General features: G+C 68.4%; 16 protein-coding genes. 6 read left to right on the top strand and 10 right to left on the bottom strand.

Annotated elements, in window-relative coordinates; all coding sequences use genetic code 11:
* Positions 1-162 precede the first annotated feature (162 nt).
* Positions 163-1,431: a CAP domain-containing protein gene (locus AB4Y80_RS00510; RefSeq protein ID WP_442211282.1), complete on the top strand. Its 1,269-nt coding sequence runs from the start codon at positions 163-165 to the stop codon at positions 1,429-1,431.
* A gap of 27 nt (positions 1,432-1,458) precedes the next feature.
* Here AB4Y80_RS00510 and AB4Y80_RS00505 read toward each other — a convergent pair whose 3' ends face one another.
* From AB4Y80_RS00505 to AB4Y80_RS00465, 9 genes are all read right to left on the bottom strand, one after another.
* A complete protein-coding gene (locus AB4Y80_RS00505; protein WP_442211281.1) occupies positions 1,459-2,175 on the bottom strand; it encodes an SRPBCC family protein in 717 nt (238 codons plus the stop codon).
* A gap of 2 nt (positions 2,176-2,177) precedes the next feature.
* Positions 2,178-2,798 (bottom strand): winged helix-turn-helix domain-containing protein, encoded by a 621-nt coding sequence (locus AB4Y80_RS00500; protein WP_442211279.1) that lies wholly within the window; start codon positions 2,796-2,798, stop codon positions 2,178-2,180.
* A 72-nt stretch (positions 2,799-2,870) separates the two neighbouring features.
* Positions 2,871-3,926 (bottom strand): zinc-dependent alcohol dehydrogenase family protein, encoded by a 1,056-nt coding sequence (locus AB4Y80_RS00495; RefSeq protein ID WP_442211278.1) that lies wholly within the window; start codon positions 3,924-3,926, stop codon positions 2,871-2,873.
* A gap of 86 nt (positions 3,927-4,012) precedes the next feature.
* Positions 4,013-5,077: an SIS domain-containing protein gene (locus AB4Y80_RS00490; RefSeq protein WP_442211277.1), complete on the bottom strand. Its 1,065-nt coding sequence runs from the start codon at positions 5,075-5,077 to the stop codon at positions 4,013-4,015.
* Positions 5,078-5,086: 9 nt separating this feature from the next.
* Complete coding sequence (locus AB4Y80_RS00485) at positions 5,087-5,935, bottom strand: carbohydrate ABC transporter permease (protein ID WP_442211276.1); 849 nt, start codon at positions 5,933-5,935, stop codon at positions 5,087-5,089.
* The gene (locus AB4Y80_RS00480) at positions 5,932-6,879 is read right to left on the bottom strand and encodes a carbohydrate ABC transporter permease (protein WP_442211274.1); all 948 of its coding nucleotides are present in this window, start codon (positions 6,877-6,879) and stop codon (positions 5,932-5,934) included. Before AB4Y80_RS00480 ends, AB4Y80_RS00485 begins: the two co-directional genes overlap by 4 nt.
* A gap of 3 nt (positions 6,880-6,882) precedes the next feature.
* Positions 6,883-8,184, bottom strand: a complete 1,302-nt coding sequence (locus tag AB4Y80_RS00475) for an extracellular solute-binding protein (RefSeq protein WP_442211272.1) — start codon at positions 8,182-8,184, stop codon at positions 6,883-6,885.
* 16 nt (positions 8,185-8,200) lie between these two features.
* Entirely contained in the window at positions 8,201-9,100 is a 900-nt protein-coding gene (locus AB4Y80_RS00470) for a BadF/BadG/BcrA/BcrD ATPase family protein (protein ID WP_442211270.1), read from the bottom strand.
* A 166-nt stretch (positions 9,101-9,266) separates the two neighbouring features.
* Positions 9,267-10,490: an ROK family protein gene (locus AB4Y80_RS00465; protein WP_442211268.1), complete on the bottom strand. Its 1,224-nt coding sequence runs from the start codon at positions 10,488-10,490 to the stop codon at positions 9,267-9,269.
* A gap of 206 nt (positions 10,491-10,696) precedes the next feature.
* On the opposite strand from AB4Y80_RS00465, the gene AB4Y80_RS00460 reads away from it, so the two are divergent.
* The 5 genes from AB4Y80_RS00460 (at position 10,697) to AB4Y80_RS00440 (ending at position 17,182) form a co-directional block, all read left to right on the top strand.
* Positions 10,697-12,052: a dihydroorotase gene (locus AB4Y80_RS00460; protein ID WP_442211266.1), complete on the top strand. Its 1,356-nt coding sequence runs from the start codon at positions 10,697-10,699 to the stop codon at positions 12,050-12,052.
* A gap of 33 nt (positions 12,053-12,085) precedes the next feature.
* Positions 12,086-12,853, top strand: coding sequence for an IclR family transcriptional regulator (locus AB4Y80_RS00455; RefSeq protein ID WP_442211264.1), 768 nt, complete (start codon positions 12,086-12,088; stop codon positions 12,851-12,853).
* 54 nt (positions 12,854-12,907) lie between these two features.
* Entirely contained in the window at positions 12,908-14,164 is a 1,257-nt protein-coding gene (locus tag AB4Y80_RS00450) for a M20 family metallo-hydrolase (RefSeq protein ID WP_442211262.1), read from the top strand.
* A gap of 47 nt (positions 14,165-14,211) precedes the next feature.
* Positions 14,212-15,555 carry an MFS transporter gene (locus AB4Y80_RS00445; RefSeq protein WP_442211260.1) on the top strand — a complete coding sequence of 448 codons (1,344 nt, stop codon included), beginning with the start codon at positions 14,212-14,214 and terminating at the stop codon, positions 15,553-15,555.
* Between the two features lie 94 nt (positions 15,556-15,649).
* Positions 15,650-17,182 carry an FAD-dependent monooxygenase gene (locus AB4Y80_RS00440; protein WP_442211258.1) on the top strand — a complete coding sequence of 511 codons (1,533 nt, stop codon included), beginning with the start codon at positions 15,650-15,652 and terminating at the stop codon, positions 17,180-17,182.
* A 23-nt stretch (positions 17,183-17,205) separates the two neighbouring features.
* Here the strand turns inward: AB4Y80_RS00440 and AB4Y80_RS00435 are convergent, their stop codons facing one another.
* Positions 17,206-17,985 (bottom strand): IclR family transcriptional regulator, encoded by a 780-nt coding sequence (locus tag AB4Y80_RS00435; RefSeq protein WP_442211540.1) that lies wholly within the window; start codon positions 17,983-17,985, stop codon positions 17,206-17,208.
* Between the last annotated feature and the right edge of the window lie 88 nt (positions 17,986-18,073).

Genomic DNA, 18,073 nt, shown 5'->3' with positions numbered 1-18,073 from the left:
TATGGCAGGGCCTACGGGCCGGTAACAAGCCCAATTCGTGCAGACGCCGTGCGCAAGAATGCACAGCCGGGCGAGCTTCCGTGCGGACGGCGCCGCGGGCGGTTACTATGGTGGGGCTCCGGTCCGCCCCGTTCGATCCCCCTCCACAGCTAGGCGATTCACATGCGCACGTTTCTCGGGCTGGTCATGGCACTGGCGATGTCGGCGGCCCTGCTGGTCACCGGCGTCGCCCCGGCCGCGGCCGCCACGCCGCCACCGCCGGCCGATCCCTACCTGGCCAAGATCCTCTCGGCGACCAACGTCGAGCGCGCCCTGAACGGCGCCGGACCGCTGGTCTGGAACACGACCATCGCCACCGGGTCCCAGCAATGGGCCGTGACCCTGAACGACCGGGCCAACAAGGGCACCCTTGATATGAAGAAGCTGCACCGCACCGACGCCGGGCTGTCGATCCTGCCCAAGGGCGCGGACATGTATTCGGAGGTCATCGCGTTCAACACCTCGGCGCAGGAGACCGTCGATTGGTGGATGCGCTCCCCCGCCCACCGGGCGGCCCTGCTGGACAAGCGCGCCACGGACATGGGCGCCGGCCACGTCAAGACGACCAAGGCGGACTACCACGGGTTGACGCTGACCGTGGCGAACCTGGCCGGCTATGCCGAATCCCGCAAGCACCAGCCCCAGCCCCAGCCGGTGCCGGTGGTCCACGAAGGAGACATTGCCGCCGTGGACACCGACGGCGGCCTGTACATCTACCCGTCGGCCAAGGGCGGGGACCTATGGAAGCGCAAATTCGTCTCCCTGGGCTGGGCCGGCACGCAGCAGCTGGAGGTTGCCGATTTCAACTCCGACGGCCTCCAGGACGTCATTGCCGTGTGGAAGACGGGCCGGCTCACCGTCAGCTACGGCCAGGCCGACGGCACCCTGAAGGCGCTGCTGACCATCGGCGCCGGCTGGGCCGCGTACGACATCATCGCGGCCAAGTGGAAGACCACGGACAAGTTCCCCGGACTCATCGCCCAGCAGCGCACCTCCGGTGAGGTCTTTTACTACCCCTCCCCCAACGGGGCGGGGTTTTCGGCCCGGACCAGGATCGGCATCGGGTTCCGGCCCATGAAGCTGGTCGGCGTGGATTTTGACCTCGACGGCCGCGTGGACATTGCCGCCCGCAATGCCAAGGGCCAGCTGATGCTCTACCGGGGCAACGGCAGCGGCGGGTTCGTCAGCGAGACGCGCAAGGTCATCGGCACCGGCTGGGGCGGGATGACCCACCTCTCCGGCATCACCAACCACCTGGGCACCAACGCCCAGGGCATCCTGGCCCGGGACGGCGCCGGCAACCTCCTGCACTACCCCCTCCACAAGAACGGCTTCGGTGCCCGCGCCCAAATCGGCACCGGCGGCTGGACACCGCTGCTGCTGGGCAGCTGAGCGGCCCGGCCCACCGGCCCGCCCCGCTTAGCCGGCGTACAGCCCGTTCAGCCAGGTGCCCCATGCGGCGCCGGCCGCCTCGGCGTCGGCCCCGTCGGCAAAGAGGTGGATGGTCAGGCCCACCACGGCGCCAAACGCGTTGCGGCCAAAGAAGCGGTACATGGCGTCCTCGGTGCGCAGCCCCACGAAGTTCGGATCCAGGTAGTCCACCTCCGCCTCGACGGTTCCGATGCCGGGGACGGTGACGCGCACGCGCCCGCCCGCCCCGCCGTCGGCGATGCCCAGGGCGGCCTTGACGGCCTCGAACCCTGCGGGGGTGTTGGACGCCGCGGGCCCCTGGACGTCGGCGAACGCGGCCGCCCGGCCGGGAAAGTACTTCACGTACTGGCCCAGCGTGTGCTGGTAGAACGCGGTGTGCTTGGCGGCGCCGTCGTACTGGTTGTCCCAGTCCTCGAAGAAGATGCCGCTGTGCACGTAGCGCAGCCAGGACTTCCCGCCGGGACGCTCGGCGATGTCGTAGTCGAGCGTGTTGAAGAAGCCGTCCTCGCCCTCCAGGCGGTTGGCGAAGCGGTGCGGCGGCTCCCACACGGTGACGGTGCTGCCGAAGGGGCCGGCGCCGCCGAGCCGCGGCTCGATCTCCATGGGCCAGAGCCAGCCCGCGTTGCCTTCCGTGGCGGCGTAAAACACCTGCTCCGGGGTGCCGTCGATCTCGGACTCGTGGACGATCGTGAATTCCTTGGCCATTATTACTCCTCGATGCGCCCCGGTGTCCCGGGGCTTGATACGGATTCCTTGATGCTGGGGTGAAGTGCGACGACGAGGCGATGGTGGCGCCCGCCGCCGGCGGTTGCGCTGTGGTATTTTTCCACCAGCCGCGCCACGTCGGCCGAGAGTTCGGCGACAAACGCGGCCCGGTCCGCCGCGGTGGCAAAAGTGAGCTCGCCGTCCAGGGCAAACGTGGCCAGACGCTTGTTCGCCCGCTCGGCGCCGGTGATCAGCGTGCCCACATCCGTGACCAGGCGGGCCGCCACGGCCAGCAGCCAGCGGGCCGAGAGCCGGTTGGGTGCCAGCGAGGGGTCCGGGGCGACACCGGGCAGGGCCGCCGGGGAAATCACGTAGGAGCGGGCCGTGGAGCCCATGATCCGTTCGGTGACATTGCCCTTGCGGCGCTCCTGGACCAGTTCCACGAGCCCGTGCCGCTCCAGCGCCTTCAGGTGGTAGTTCACCTTTTGCCGGGGCAGGCCGATGCGCGCGGCCACGGCCGCGGCCGAGGCGGGGCTGCGCAATTCGGCCAGGAGGCGGGAGCGGATGGGGTCCAGGGACGCCTCCGCCACTCCCGGGTCCGCGATCACCGCTATGTCCAACATGCTTCCAGCATCCCACCGAACAATTTATTTGTCCAGACTTTTTTTCTGTTCAGCGGAGTTATTCGGGGGCGCTTATGGGCGGAGCAGGACCTTGATGGCGCGGCGCTCATCCATGGCCCGGTACGCCTCGGCGGCGTCCTCCAGCGGCATGACGACGTCAAAGACCCGTCCCGGGTTGATGGCGCCGGCCAGCACGTCCGCCAAAAGCTCCGGCAGGTAGGTCCGCGCGGAGGCCATGCCGCCGGCCACGTGAATGTTGGAGTCAAAGAGATAGCGCAGGGGAATCTCGGCGCCGCCGGTGGGGACGCCGACAAAGCCCAGGCTGCCGCCCGGGCGGGTGCTGTGGAGGGCCTGTTCCATGGATTCTCGGGTGCCCACGCATTCGAGCACGGAGTCCGCCAGGACGCCGCCGAGCACCTCGCGGACCTTCCCCGCGCCGGCGTCCCCGCGTTCGCCGATGACGTCGGTGGCGCCGAATTCCCGGGCCAGCGCGGCCCGGTCCTCGTGCCGGGACATGGCGATGATCCGGGTGGCGCCCAGCCGCCGGGCCGCCAGGACACCGCACAGCCCGACGGCGCCGTCGCCCACCACCACGACGCTCCTGCCGGGCCCGGCGTTGGCGCTCACCGCCGCGTGGTGGCCGGTGGCCATGACGTCGGAGAGCGTCAGGAGGCTGGCGGTCAGCGCGTCGTCGGGCGCGGGATGCCCGGGGACCTTGACCAGGGTGGCCTCGGCCTGCGGGACCCGCACGGCCTGCCCCTGGGCGCCGTCGACGAAGAAGCCATGCTCATCGGCCTCCCCCCACCCGGCGATGTGTTCGCAGGCGACGGTGACCCCGTTGCGGCACGGCGGGCACGCCCCGCAGCTGGCCACGAAGGGGGCGATCACAAAATCGCCGACGGCCAGGGTGCGCACGTCCTCCCCCACGGTCTCAACCACGCCCACGAATTCATGGCCGATGGCGGCCGGCTCACGGACCGCCTTCACGCCGCGGTAGGGCCACAGATCGGAGCCGCACACGCACGCCGCACTCACCTTGACGATGACGTCGTCGGGGCGCCGCAGCGTGGGGTAGTCCCGGTCCTCGACCCGGATGTCCCCGGGCCCGTAGATCATAGTTGCGCGCATGCGTTGGTCCTCACTTCTCGGTTTGTCCACGTCGAGTCTAGTGACTGCGGAGTCCCGTGACTGCGGCGTCCCTGACCGGTTGGCGCCTAGTTCGGGAGGGGAAGGGACAGCGCGGCGGGAGTCTCCTCGATCTTGGTCCCCAGGTCCTCGAAGCGGAATTCCTCGAGCGGGAACGGCAGCTGCGCCACGGCGTGCGCCAGCACGAGCTGGGAGAAGACGGTTTCCACGATGGGCCGCACGAACGGGCTCAGGGCGGGATCGATCGGCACAATCGTCAGTCCGGCCCGGCCGGCGGACGGTATGTCGGCTGCCGGGGCCGCCGTCACGAGGACCAGGGGCACGCCGGCGGCCAGGAGGTGATCGGCCAGCCCCAGCTCCCGGCCGTCGCCGAAGGCGACCACGACCGTGCTGGGCGTGACCGCCTCCATGGGGCCGTGGAGGTATTCGAAGGTGTTGAAGGGGCAGCTTGGCAGGCGCAGGCCCTCCCGGACCATGAGCGCGAACTCGCAGGCGGAGGCGAAGGAGGCGCCCTGGCCAATTACGTCGATGGAGGACGCCGCTGCGGCGAGCCGGCCCACCCCGGCCGCGACGGCGTCGAAGGCGGTGAGTGCCTCGGCGACGATGGAGGGGATGCGGGCCACGTCCTCCGCCGCCGGCAGCAGCCCGACCCGGTCGAGCAGCAGGGCGTACGCCATGAGGGTGGCGGTGTAGCCGACCGTGTAGATGCCGGAGTCGGCGAGCCCGCCGAGGCCGAGGGCGACGTCGAGCACCTCGGCGATCTGGGCGCCCGGGAAGTTGCTGATGCCGATGCGCCGCCCGGGCGCCAGTGCCCGGGCGGCGTCGAGGGGTTCGGGGCTGCGCCCGGACTCCGAGACGATCACGTAGTGGTCGGCCGGCTCATAGCCGGGTGACGCCAGCAAGAGCTCGGAGGCGACGAGGTTGACGGCGCGGAAGCCGCAGGCGGCCAGGACGGCGACGAGGGCATGGCCGCTGTTGTTCGAGGCGCCCATGGCGATGATCCCCACGGTCTCCCCCGGTTTCCACGCGGCGAGGGTGGCCGCGTCGAGATCGCGCACCAGGCTGGTGTGGGCGAGGGCCAGCTGCCGCGGCTGGGACCGCATGGCTTCCTGGAAGGGGATTTTTTGGGACATAGGTTTTTCCTATCCTTTGACGGCGCCGGCGGCCATGCCGCTGACGACGTAGCGCTGGAAGATGATGGCGACGATGAGTGGGGGCAGGGCCGCCACGATTCCGCCGGCGGCGACCAGGCCGAAGTCGGTCGTGTAGCGGCCGGCGAACTCGCTGATGGCGACGGGGAGCGTCTTGGCGGCATCCGAGGAGGTGAAGATGAGCGCGTACATGAACTCGTCCCAGGCGAGGAGGAAGGCGAACATGATGGCGGCGAAGATGCCGGGGCCGGCGGCCGGCAGGACCACGTAGAACAAGGCCCCGAGTCGTGTGGTTCCGTCGATGCGTGCCGCTTCCTCGAGCTCCTCGGGGATGGTCATGAAGTAGTTGCTGAGGATCCACAGCACGAACGGGACCACCAGCGCACAGTCGACGAAGATCAGCCCGGTGGTGGTGTCCAGCAGCCCCAGCGAGTTCAGGATCAGGTACAGGGGAATGAGCAGGGCGATTTGGGGGAGCATGTAGCTCGCCAGAAACAGCATCAGCACCGCCCGGCGGAAGCGGAACCGCAGGCGCGCGAACGCGTAGGCGCCCAGGATGCCGACCACCATGGAGACCGTGACCGTGCCGACCGCAACGATCGTCGAGTTCAGCATCGCGGCGCGGAACGTGGCGCCGGCACTGTTCGCGTCGCCCTGGAAGATCAGGGCGTACCGGCTGAAGTCCAGGTGCTCCGGGATCCAGCGCAGCGGCGTCGTGATCAGGGCGCGCTGGGGCGTGAGGCTCGCCAGCACCATGTAGGCGAACGGGGCCAGGGCGCAGAGCGCGACCACTCCGGCGGCCAGGTGGAGGAGGATCGAGGTGCGGGTTGCGCGCTTCACAGCAGGCTCATTTCGGACTTGCGCAGCATCCGCAGGTAGATCGCGGACAGTGCCAGGATGATCACCACGATGATGTAGGACAGCGCCGAGCCGACGCCGAAGTTCTGGTCGGAAAACGCGGTCTGGTACGCGTAGTACGTCACGGTCGTGGTGCCGTTGACGGGGCCGCCGCGGGTCATGGCGTAGATGATGTCGAAGACCTTGAACGCCTCGACGGTGCGCAGCACCAGCACGATCGAGATCGAGGGCACCAGCATGGGCAGCACGATCGAGCGGAAGATGCGGGGCCAGCGGGCGCGGTCGAGTTTCGCGGCCTCATAGAGTTCGGTCGGGATGGACGTCAGCCCGGCCAGCAGGAAGAAGGCGACCAGCGGCACGGTCTTCCACACATCGGCCACGATGACCATGTTCAGGGCCAGGGTCGGGTCACCGAGCCATACCTTGTAGTCGGTGATGATGCCCCACTGCTGGAGCAGCGCATTGAGCGCACCGTACTGCGCGTTGTAGATGCCCTTCCACATGGCGGCGTTGACGATTGTGGGGATGGCCCACGGGATGACCACGATGGTGCGGAACAGCCACCGCGCCTTCAACTTGGCGTTGAGCAGGCCCGCGACGGCGAGGCCCAGGACCAGCTCGATGGCGGTCGAGACCAGGGTGAAGTACAGCGTGCGCCCCAGCGAGGCCCAAAAGGCGGGGCTGGCGAGCATGCGCAGGTAGTTGTCGAGCCCGACGAACGGGGTGTCCGTCGCCAGCGCGGAGTCCACCTGGAAAAGGGAGACCAGAAGGGTCCGGAACATCGGGTAGATGATGACCCCGAAGACCGTGACGGCCGCCGGCAGCAGCAGCCAAAAGGCGAGCCTGCCCTGCCGTTCCGATCCTCGTCGTCGCTTCACCGGTGGAAGCGGGTCCGCTTTCTTCTTCGCGCTGGCAACGGTCACCATGTGTTAGCCCTTGCTCGCTTTGGCCTGCTGCACGGCATCGTCCATGGCCTGCTGCGGGGCCTTCTTGCCCAGCAGCGCGTTCTGGAGTTCAACCTGGAGGATCTGTGAGACGGAGTTGTAGTTGGCAACGGCGGGACGGGAGATCATCGAGTCGTACGCCAGGCCCGCCGCGGCGAAGACCTTGGGGTTGGAGGCGGTGATGGCCGGGTCGGCGTAGCTGGCCTTCCAGTTGGTCATCGAACTCTTGACGAACTTGTCCTGCACGGCCTGGCTGGTCACGTACTGGATGAACTTCCAGGCCGCACCCTGGTGCTTGGAGCCGGTGGGGATGGACAGGGCCATGGAGCCGTTGACCCCGGGGTTCAGGCCGGTGGGGCCGGCGGGCGGGGCGCTCACGCCGGCCTGCCCGACGATCTTGGAAATCGAGGAGTCGTTCAGGTCGCGGAAGGTGGACTCCCAGTTCAGCTCCATTGCCGTCTTGCCGGCCGCCATGGACTTGTCGGTGTCGTCTTCGAGGAAGGTCAGCGACGCCGGGTCGGTGAGCCCGTCGTCGAGGGTCTTCTTCATCCAGGTCACGGCCTGGACGCCGGCGGCACTGTTGACGTCAAGGTTGCCGGAGGCGTCCGTGAAGCTGCCGCCAAAGGATCCGAGGATATTGGCATAGTCACAGATCAGGGCCTCGGCCTGGGACCAGCTCCAGGACAGCGGGTACTTGACCACTCCCGCCGCCTTCAGCTTGGTCGCGACGGCGAGCACGCCGTCCCACGTCTTTACATCGTCCTGCGTCGCCCCGACCTTGGCGAGCATGGCGTTGTTGACGAAGAACAGTTTGGTGGAGGGACCCCACGGCATGCCGAAGTACTTCCCGTCATACTCCGCCGAGCTGAGCGCGCCGCCGAGCATCTGCTCCTTCGCCGCGGCGGGGATCTTGTCGCTGACGTCGGTGATCAGGCCCTTGGAGGCGAATTCGGCGGGCCAGATCACATCCAGGTGCACCACGTCGTAGGTGCCCGCCGGTGCCGAGGTGACGATCTTGTCATGCAGGGCGTCGTAGGCGACAAAGGTGGGCTTGACCGTGATCTTCGGGTTGGTCTTTTCAAAGTCCTTGATCATGGCGGCGACGTCGGACTCGGAATACCCGGCCTGCTTCATGAAAAGGGCGTTGACGGTGCCGGTGTCCCCGCCGTCGGCGCCGGTCTTGGGGGCGGCGCCGGTGATGCTGCAACCGGAGAGGATGAGGGCGGCGACGGCGGCGATGCCAAGGCCCCCAATGGCTCGATGAGCCAGTGAGCTGCTGAACTTCATGTGGTCCTCCATTGGATCAGTGTGAACAGGGTTGGTTGTGAAGCTTTCTTGCCAATGCGACGGCCCCGGCRACCGGCGGGACCGTGAGCAGGTGTACCGACAGGCCGAGGTCGAGGTTCTCAATGTGCCGGGTCAGGGCCTTGAAGAGACGGGGCTGGTGGGTGATGACGCCGCCGGCGCAGATGACGTTCTCCCCGACGGCGCCGCGGGCCCGCACCCGCCCGACGTCCCGGGCGAGCCGGCCGGCCGCCCGGTCGATCACCGCATCGGCGATGGCGCTTCCCTCGTCCGCGGACGTGAACACCAGCGGGCCAGGGGCCGCCCAGGTTGAGAGGCGGGGATCTGCGCTGAAGGCGTAGGAGAGGGCCACCACGTCGCCGACCCCAAAGTGCGCCATGAGGTTCCGGCCGAGCGCATCCGGCGGGTCGCCGTCGTCGTACGCGTCGAGCACGGCCTTCATGGCTTCGCGGGCGAGCCCGGGGGAACTGCCGGGGTCATTGAAGAGGAAGCCGTGCCCGCCGGCGCAGACCAGTTCCCGCTCCGGGGTGTGGCCGACCGTCTTGGAGCCGGTTCCGACGATCACCGCGATGGCCTCGTCCATGCCGGCCGCCGGGGCGACGAGTTCGACGTCGTTCAGGGCCAGGACCCGCCCGGCGCGGCGGGCGGCGATGCGGTCCCGGAATTCCTCCACCTGCCAGTCGCTGTCCAGGCCATGCGCCCCGACGACGACGGACGCGGTGTCGGCGCCCTCGATCGGGGCGAAGAGGCGCAGCAGGCGCGCGACGTTCTCGACGTCGTCCAGCAGTTCGCCCTGCTGCCAACTGGACGTGGGCACGGAGGTGTCGAGGACTACTTTCCCCAGGGATTCCGCGACGACGCGCGTCTTCGTTCCACCGAGGTCGACACCAACTATCACTGAGGCTCCGTGCGCATGAGGCACCGGGTTGCCCCTGGCACCGAGTTCTTTCTTATCGAAGTGATAAGAAGTATTCCAACCATAACCGCCGGCAATTTCGGGTGTCAATAGAACACGGGATCGTTAATGCGTTCGAGCACGGCGTCCCGGGCGGCGGGGCGGGACGTCAGCGCGCCAGGTACGTGAAGTCGTTGACCTCCGTCACCGCCAGCTCCGCGATCCCCATGAGCACCGCGTCCTGCCCGAAGGTGGTGGGTTCCAGGCGGGGCACCCGGATGATGCGGCCGCTCAGCCGCTCATTGATGGCCGCGATGGCCTCCGTGGCGCCGCCGAGAATGCTGCTGCCGACGATGACCAGCTCCGGATCCAGGACCACCACGAGGGAGGCAATGGCAATGGAGACCATGTCGAGGATCTCGTCGCCGATTTCCCGTGCCGCGGCGTTGCCGGTGGCGGCCAGGTCAAAGAGGTAGTCGGCCGTCACCGTGCCCGACTCCGGCAGGGGAATCCCCCGTTCGTGGGCCCGCCGGGTGAGGGCCACCGAGCCGATTCGGTCTTCGAGGTCGCCCGATTCGCCGTAGCGCCGGTTGAGCGCGAACCGGTCCATCAGCAGATAACCCACCTCGCCGGCCTCCGAGCGGGCCCCCCGATAAAGCTCACGGTTGGCGATGATGCCGGCCCCGAAGCCGCGCTCGAGGAAGATCGCCACGAGGCTGGAGAGCCCCTTGCCGGCGCCGCGATGCAACTCTCCGTAGGCGAGGGCGTTGGCGTCGTTTTCGACGATCACCGGAATGTCGCAGCGTTCGCGCAACAGGCGCCCCAGGGGGAGGTCGTTCCAGCCGAACTCTGGGATGCTGCCCACCGACCCCTCGGGGAACCGCACGACGCCGGGGACGGCAACGCCCACCGCCAGCGCCGGCACCTTCATCTCCGCCGCGGTGGCCAGCAGGGAGTCGAACAGACCCATGATGACCTCGATTTGGGCGCTTTGGGCCGCGGCCCGCTCGTCCTCGGAACGATCGGCGGTGATGTCAATCGGGGCAAAGGGGCGCTCTCGGCGAAAGACGATCCGCCCGTCGAAGTCCACCAGCACCCCCGCGGCGCGATCCGCGTGCAGTTGCATGGCTGCCACCACCCGCGTTCCGCCCGAATACCGCAGCAGCACCGAGGGCCGCCCGCCGGTGGAGGGTTCCTGTCCGGCCGGCACGACGGCGCCCTCGGCGATCAGGGCCGCCGTGAGGCGGTTGACCGTGGCTGGACTGAGCCCGGTCTGCGCGCCGATCTGTTGACGGGACAGGGCACCGGAATCACGGAGGAGCTTGAGGATCGCCGTTTGGTTCAACCGCGCCAGGGTGGTCGACGTCGCGGTGCTCTCTCGATGGACGGACATTGCACCCTTTCCTGGCTTCTATCCCTAGAACAGCCGTTGCAGAACACGGTCGTCACCGGTGCGGCGCCCGTTCGAATTGTTCGAACCTCATTGTCTCAGTCCTACTGCGTAGTATCCTCCACTGCCGCGGGTCGGCGAACGGGCAGGATTTCTCATTGTGCGGGAAAAGTATTTTCACAATCCCCGCGCATTGGGATGCTGTGGGGATGAACACAGCAAAACTTGATCTGGTGGTGACGGGCCGCGTCCAGCGCGGCGAGCAGTGGAAGCGGCAGGACGTCCACATCGCCCATGGAAAAATTACGGCAATCACCGAGCCCTCGGCAACCACCGCGGCCGTGCGCACGCTGGACGTGGGCGACGCCTACCTGATCCCGGGCATGGTCGACGCCCACGTGCATTCGCTGTCGCATCCGGGTGAGGGCGTGGCCGCGTCCACCCGCTCGGCGGCCGCCGGCGGCGTGACCACCATTGTGGAGATGCCCTTCGACCTCGACGGGCCCATCAACACCGTGGAGCGCCTCAAGGCCAAGCGTGAACTCGTCGAGCGGGAGGCGTTCGTGGACGTCGCCATGATGGGCACGCTGGCTCCCGAGGGCGGTTGGCGGGCCGCCGAGGCCATCAGCGACGCCGGTGCCGTCGGTTTCAAGGTCTCCCTGTTCAACACGGACGCCGCCCGGTTCCCCCGGATCGACGACGCCGAGCTCCGCAACGTCATGGCCGCGACCGGCGGTGCCGGGCGGACGGTGGCCGTCCACGCCGAGAACAACGAGATCGTCCAGGCGATGCTCGCCCTCGAGAAGGAACGCAACCCCTTCGACCCCAAGGCCCACGTCCGCAGCCGGCCGCCGGTCAGCGAGACCATGGGCGTGCTGACCGCCCTGGAAATCGCCTTCGAGCAGTCCGCCAAGCTCCACCTGTGCCACCTGAGCCTCCCCCGCTCCGTTGACCTGGTGAACTGGTACCGGGAGCAGGGCCTTGACGTGACCCTGGAGACCTGCCCGCACTACCTGACGTTCACCGAGGATGACCACGACGCCCAGCGGGGCCGGTTGAAGATCAACCCGCCGCTGCGCAAGGCCGCCGACCGCGACGGCATGTGGAACCGCCTGGCCGCGGGCAAGATCGACGTCGTCTCCTCCGACCACGCCCCGTGGCCGACGGAGTACAAGGACCACGAGGGCATCTTCGCCAACCATTCCGGGGCGCCCGGCGTGCAGACCTCGATGGCGGTCACCCTGTCCGCCGCCCTCGGGCGCGGCCCGGAGGCGTTCAACGCCGCCGTGACGTCCCTGACGTCCGCGCCGGCGGAACGGTTTGGCGTGGGCCATGTTAAGGGCCGCCTCGACGTCGGGTTCGACGCCGACATCGCCGTCTTCGACCCCACCACCGCCTGGGACATCGACGCCGATGACATGTTCTCCAACGCCGGCTGGACACCGTACCAGGGCCTGAGGACGTCCGGGCGGGTGACCACCACCATCTCGCGCGGCACGGTCGTCTGGGACGGCACGGAACTGCTCGGCGTCCGTGGCCGCGGCGCCGTCGTCGAGTCTGCCTAAGGCCGTGCTGTGGTGGTGGCGAAAGGAACCGCGATGAGCCTGACCTCCCTCAGCCGGGGCCTGGCGATCCTGACCATGATCGCCGACAACGGCCGCATGCGCGTCGATGAGATTGCCTCGGTCCTGGACATCCCGGCGTCCTCGGCCTACCGCTACATCAAGTTGTTTCGCGAGACCGACTATCTCTATGAGCTGGGCGGCTACTACTACCCCGGCGTGAGGGTATCCAGTCGGGACGAGCAGTCGGAGAAGCAGCACCTGGTGGAGGTGGCGGCCCCCGTGCTCAATCGCCTGTGCGCCCAGACGGGCGAAACGGTGATCCTGACGGTCCGTGTGCAAATGGCCGCGCTGTGCCTGGAACGGCTCTCCCCCCGACGCGCCGACGCCCTGTCCTTCTACCGCGGCTCGGTTCGCCCGCTGCACGCCGGTGCCAGCGCCACCACGCTGCTGGCGTACGCCCCGGCCGACGTCGTGGCCACCGTGGAGCAAAGCAGCATGCGCAAGTTCACGGCCATGACCCCGGACGCCGACCGGCTCAAGGTCCTCCTGCCCGCCATCCGCTCCAACGGCTTCTCGGTCAGCGAGGGCGAGGTCGACCCCTTCATGGTGGCCGTCGCGGCCCCCGTGTTCCGGCACGGCCACTGCATTTGTGCGCTGAGCGTCGCCGGCCGCCAGCAGCGCCTGAACGGCCAGCGGCTCGACGACGTCGTGGACCTGGTCTGCAAGGCCGCCGCCGAACTGGGCAGTGAGCTCGGCTCGGCCGCCGGTTCCACCGCCTGGATGACCGAGGAAGGCTGGTAAGCCCTTGGAGCGCCACCGGCCGCCCTTCCACCCACCCCTTGAAATGGAAACCCTATGAACAACCCCACCTCCTCGCTGCTTCGCCCGGACGCCGACAGGCTCTGGGGCGAGATCATGGACCTCTCGGCGATCGTCGATTCGACCAGCCCGGGCTGGACCCGCGAGGTCTTTTCCGACCCGTACAAGGCCTCGCGTTCCTGGACGCTGGCCCGCATGCGCGACGCCGGGCTCCAGGCCCACATCGACGGCGCCGGGAACATCGTCGGGCGCCTGCCCGGGACCAACCCGAACGCCCCGGCCATCGTGACCGGCTCACACACGGACACCGTGCACTCCGGCGGCCGGTTCGACGGCGTCGTGGGGGTCCTGGGCGCGATCGAGGCGGCCCGGGTCCTGCAGGAATCCGGCACGCGCCTGACCAGCGACTTGATCGTCATGGACTTCCTCGGTGAGGAGGCCAACGGATTCGGCGTCAGCTGCGTCGGCTCCCGCGCCGTCGCCGGGGTGCTCGACGCCGCCCACCTCGCCCGCCGGGATGCCCACGGCGTCTCCATGGGCGACGCCATCGCCAGCTTCGGCGCGGACCCCAACGCGGCCGTGTCCATGGCTTGGAATCCCCGGGACATCAAGTCCTACATCGAACTTCACGTTGAACAAGGCCCCCTGCTGGAGCGCAGCGGCAGCCAGATCGGAGTGGTCACCTCCATCGCCGGCATTGAACGCGTCATGGCCGTCTTCACCGGCCGGGCCGACCACGCCGGCACCACTCCCATGGACCAACGTGCCGACGCCCTCCTGGCCGCCGCGGAGGCAATCCTGACCGTGGAACGCGTGGGGTGCGGTGCCCCCGTCCACGGGGTGAGCACCACGGGCCGGATCGCCACGGGCCACGGCGCGTTCAACGTCGTGCCCGATTCCGCCACCATCTGGGCGGAGATCCGCAGCATCGACCCGAGCTGGCTCACGGGGGCCCGGCGCAGCATCGCGGAAAAGATCGCGGTCGACGCGGCCCTGCGGGGCGTCGAGGTGGCCATCGACCTGCTCAATGACCAGGACCCGGTCCCGGCAGCCCAAACCATGCAGGACACCGTCGCGGCGGCCGCCGCCGACCTCGGCTACAGCTGGGAGGCCGTGCCCAGCGGCGCCGGCCACGACGCCGCCCACATGGCGCACCTGGGGCCGATGGGCATGATCTTTGTCCCTTCACAGGGCGGGCGCAGCCACTGCCCCGACGAATTTACGGACAAGACCCAGCTCGGCAACGGCGTCCATGTCCTCGCCAACACCATCCGACGCCTCGACCAGGCGTAGGAATCACCTTCACCGCCCAATGACGGGCACGATTCAGGAAGCAACACATGAAAACACAATTGACGGCGCCCATGCCGACTGACGCCACCTTGGCCAAGCAGCGCCGCGGCGCCCTCCGGGGCGGGATCTTCGGCTATTTCGTCGACCAATTCGACATCTTCTTGCCGATCATCACCCTGGCACCGGCCATGAGCTATTTCAACGGCGCGGGCACCCCGCCCGAGACGGTGGCCCTTTTCAGTTCGCTGATCTTCATCTCGACCCTGGTGGCCCGCCCCCTGGGCGCCGCCTTCTTCGGGCACATCGCGGACAAGACCGGCCGCCAGCTCACCACGCTGATCGCGATCGCCGGCTTTGGCGCGGCGACCCTGCTCATGGCCCTACTCCCGGGCTTTGAAACGGCCGGGCACCTTGGCCTGTTCCTGCTGATCGGGCTGCGGTTCATCGGCGGATTCTTCCTGGGCGGGGAATACTCCGTCGCCATCCCGCTGGCCATGGAGTGGGCCCCGAAGAAGCGCCGCGGACCGCTCAGCGGCATGATCACCTCGATGGCCTCCGTCGCCAACGTCAGCCTGGCCTTTTTGACCTTCATCTTGTTGTCCTTCATCCCGTCGGCCGGCCACGACTCCGCCTACGCGGTGTGGGGGTGGCGGATCCCGTTCTTCCTCGGCGCCGCCCTGGCCGCTGCCCTGTTTCTCTACTACCGCAAGAACGTGCACGACGCCCCCGGCACCGAGTCGGCCGTGAAGGCGGAGAACCCGATCAAGTCGCTCTTTAGCGGAGTGCACCGCCGCAGCCTCATCCAGATCTTCATCCTCATGACCGGCATGTGGATCCTGAGCAACGTCAGCAATGCCGTGCTCACCGGCCGGCTCAAGACGGACGCCCACATTCCCGACCAGACGGTCAGCATCATCATGACCATCGCCCCGCTCGTCACCGCCTGCGCGTTCGTGGCCTCCGGGTTCCTCTCGCAAAAAATCGGCCGACGCCGGTTCTACCGTTGGTATGCGGTGCTCATCACCGTCGTGGCGCCCGGCCTTTACATCGCCACCATGACGGTCGGCGCGAGCAACATTCTCCTGGCCGGGCTGCTGGCCGTGCTGGTCCAGGTCACCAGCCTGTGCGTGTTCGCCCCGGTGGGCGCCTACCTGTGCGAACGCTTCCCCTCCAGCATCCGCGCCAGCGGCTACGGGGTCGGCTACAGCCTGGCCGTCATCCTTCCGGCCTTCTACGCGTTCTACATCCAGGCGCTGGGCAATTTCATGCCCGACCGGGTGGCCGTCGCGTTGATGATCTGCTTCGCCGGCATCCTGGTCTGGATCGGCGCCACCATGGGCCCGGAAACCAAGGACGTGGACCTGAACGACGAGGCCAGCTTCACCGTCTAGCGGTATGACTCACGGCAAGCCCTTCCGCGACCAAGACGAAATTGCTCGGCGGGAGGGCTTGCCGCCGTCGTCACACCCGTGGTGGCATGGTGGAATGGCCGGCTCACATCCACCAGACGCCACGACCGCGAGCGCCCATGCCGTGGTGATCGCGGGAGGCGGCCCGACCGGGCTGATGCTGGCCGGCGAGCTGGCGTTGGCGGGCATCGACGTCGTCATCGTGGAGCAACGCGCCAGCCAGGAGCTCGACGGCTCGCGAGCCGGGGGGCTGCACTCCCGCACCCTCGAGGTACTCGACCAGCGGGGCGTCGCGGACCGCTTCCTTTCGGCGGGGAAAACCAGCCCCAGCCTGGGCTTCGCCGGGACCCTCCTGGACATCAGCGACTTCCCCACCCGGCACAACTACGTCCTGGCGCTCTGGCAGAACCAGATCGAGCGCCTCCTGGCCAGCTGGGTCGCCGAGCTGGGGGTTCCGATCCTGCGCAGCACCACGGTGGCGGGCTTCGCCCAGGACGACGCCGGCGTCGACGTCGTGCTCGACGCCGGCGCGCCGCTCCGGGCCCAGTTCCTCGTCGGCTGCGACGGCGGGCACAGCCTGGTCCGCAAGACCGCCGGCATCGACTTCCCCGGCCTGGATCCCTCCGCCAGCTGGATGATCGCCGAGGTCCAGATGACCGCGGAGCCAAAGATCGGCGTCCGCAGCGAAGGCGGCGGGATCGGACCCGTCAACCGGGAAAAGGGCGGCGGGCCGTACGGGGTCGTGCTCAGGGAACGGGACGTCGACCACGCCGGCGACCCCACCTTACCGGAGCTCCGGGCGGCCCTGATTGGCGCCTACGGGACGGACTACGGCGTGCACAGCGCGAGCCGGCTCTCCCGGTTCACGGACATGACCCGGCAGGCGGCCTCCTATCGCCAGGGACGGGTGCTGCTGGCCGGCGACGCCGCGCACGTTCATCCCCCGCAGGGCGGCCAGGGCCTCGGCACCGGCGTGCAGGATGCCGTGAATCTGGGCTGGAAGCTGGCCCAGGTGGTCACCGGGACCTCACCGACGAGCCTGCTGGACAGCTACCACGCCGAACGGCATCCGGTGGGTGCGCGGGTGTTGCGGTACACCTCGGCGCAGGTTGCGCTCAGTACCCCCGACGACCGTCACCAGGCCCTGCGCGACACCCTGGCCGAGCTGCTGGGCATGGACGAGCCGCGCCGGCACCTCGCCGCAATGCTCTCCGGCCTGGACATTCACTACGACCTCGGCGCCGGACACCCGGTGCTCGGGCGGCGCATGCCCGATCTCGAGCTGCGGACCGCGGAGGGCCCCACGCGCGTCTTCGCCCTGATGCACGACGCCCGGCCCATTCTCCTGAACCTCGGCGAACCCGGCGGGTTCGACCTCTCCCCCTGGGAGGATCGGGTCCGCTGGGTCGACGCCCGGCACGACGGCGACTGGGAGCTCCCGCTGCTCGGCGAGGTCGCGGCGCCCCCGGCCGTGCTGATCCGGCCCGACGGCCATGTCGCCTGGGCGGGAAAGCTCACGGACCGGGGGCTGCCCCAGGCCCTTGGCACCTGGTTCGGCGACAGGGGGTTCGGCGACACCGGGTTCGGCGCGGGCGCGTCGGCGCACTAGGGCACCCGACCTGGTGCCGCCGACTACTTCCAGTTGTTCGCCAGGGTGCCGGTGACCCGGTGTGCCTCTTCCAGGAGGAGTCTCCCGAGGAATTCCTGGCGATCCTTCCGGAACCGGGGTTCAATGCCCGTCAGTGAGAGGGCCCAGGCCGGCTTTCCCTGCGCGTCGAAGACGGCGGCGCCCATCCCCCAACTGCCTTCGAGCACAAGGCCGGGATTGACGGAGTATCCATTGTGGTGGGTCCGTGCCAGATTCTCCCTGACCAGGGCCACAGGGTGCGCGGGGGCGAAGGTCCCGGCGTGATCGTCCCAGCGGGCAAAGATCTCCTCCTGTTCAGCCGGCGGCAGGAAGGCCATGATGGCGTTGCCGGCCGAGGCGACACCCAGGGGAAAGCGCACTCCCTCATGGAGGACAAAGGAGCGGATGGGGAAGCTGCCTTCCTCCCGCAACAGGCACACGGTCTCACCGCCGCGACGAACCGAGAAGAAGGCGCTCTCCCCCGTTTCCTCGGCCAGCCGGCGCAGGCTGGGCCGGGCGATGTCCTCGATGGGAAATCGTGCGGCTGCGACGGAACCCATCAGCAGCGCCTCCGGGCCCAGCACCCAGTTCCCGGTTCCACCGTCGCGGTCCAGCAGCCCCTCGCTCGCGAGCGACGTCAACAGCCGGTGGACCGTGGGACGGGTCAGCCCAGACTCCTGGACCACCTCGACCAGGGCGGCCCCTTCCGGCTTCCTGCTGACAATTCGCAGCAGGGCCGCGACCCGGCCGACAACCTGCGCACCCTGCACCGTCACGTGATTCATCAAATTCATTCCCATCTGTCCATATTGTGGATAGTAATTAGCTTACCGTCCACACTATAGAAATCAATGAAAATGAAGCATTTTAGCG

Source organism: Specibacter sp. RAF43 (assembly GCF_052114065.1).
GTDB lineage: Bacteria > Actinomycetota > Actinomycetes > Actinomycetales > Micrococcaceae > Specibacter.
The sequence above is the reverse complement of the archived record's forward strand: the minus strand, read 5'-3'. Positions and strand labels throughout refer to the sequence as shown.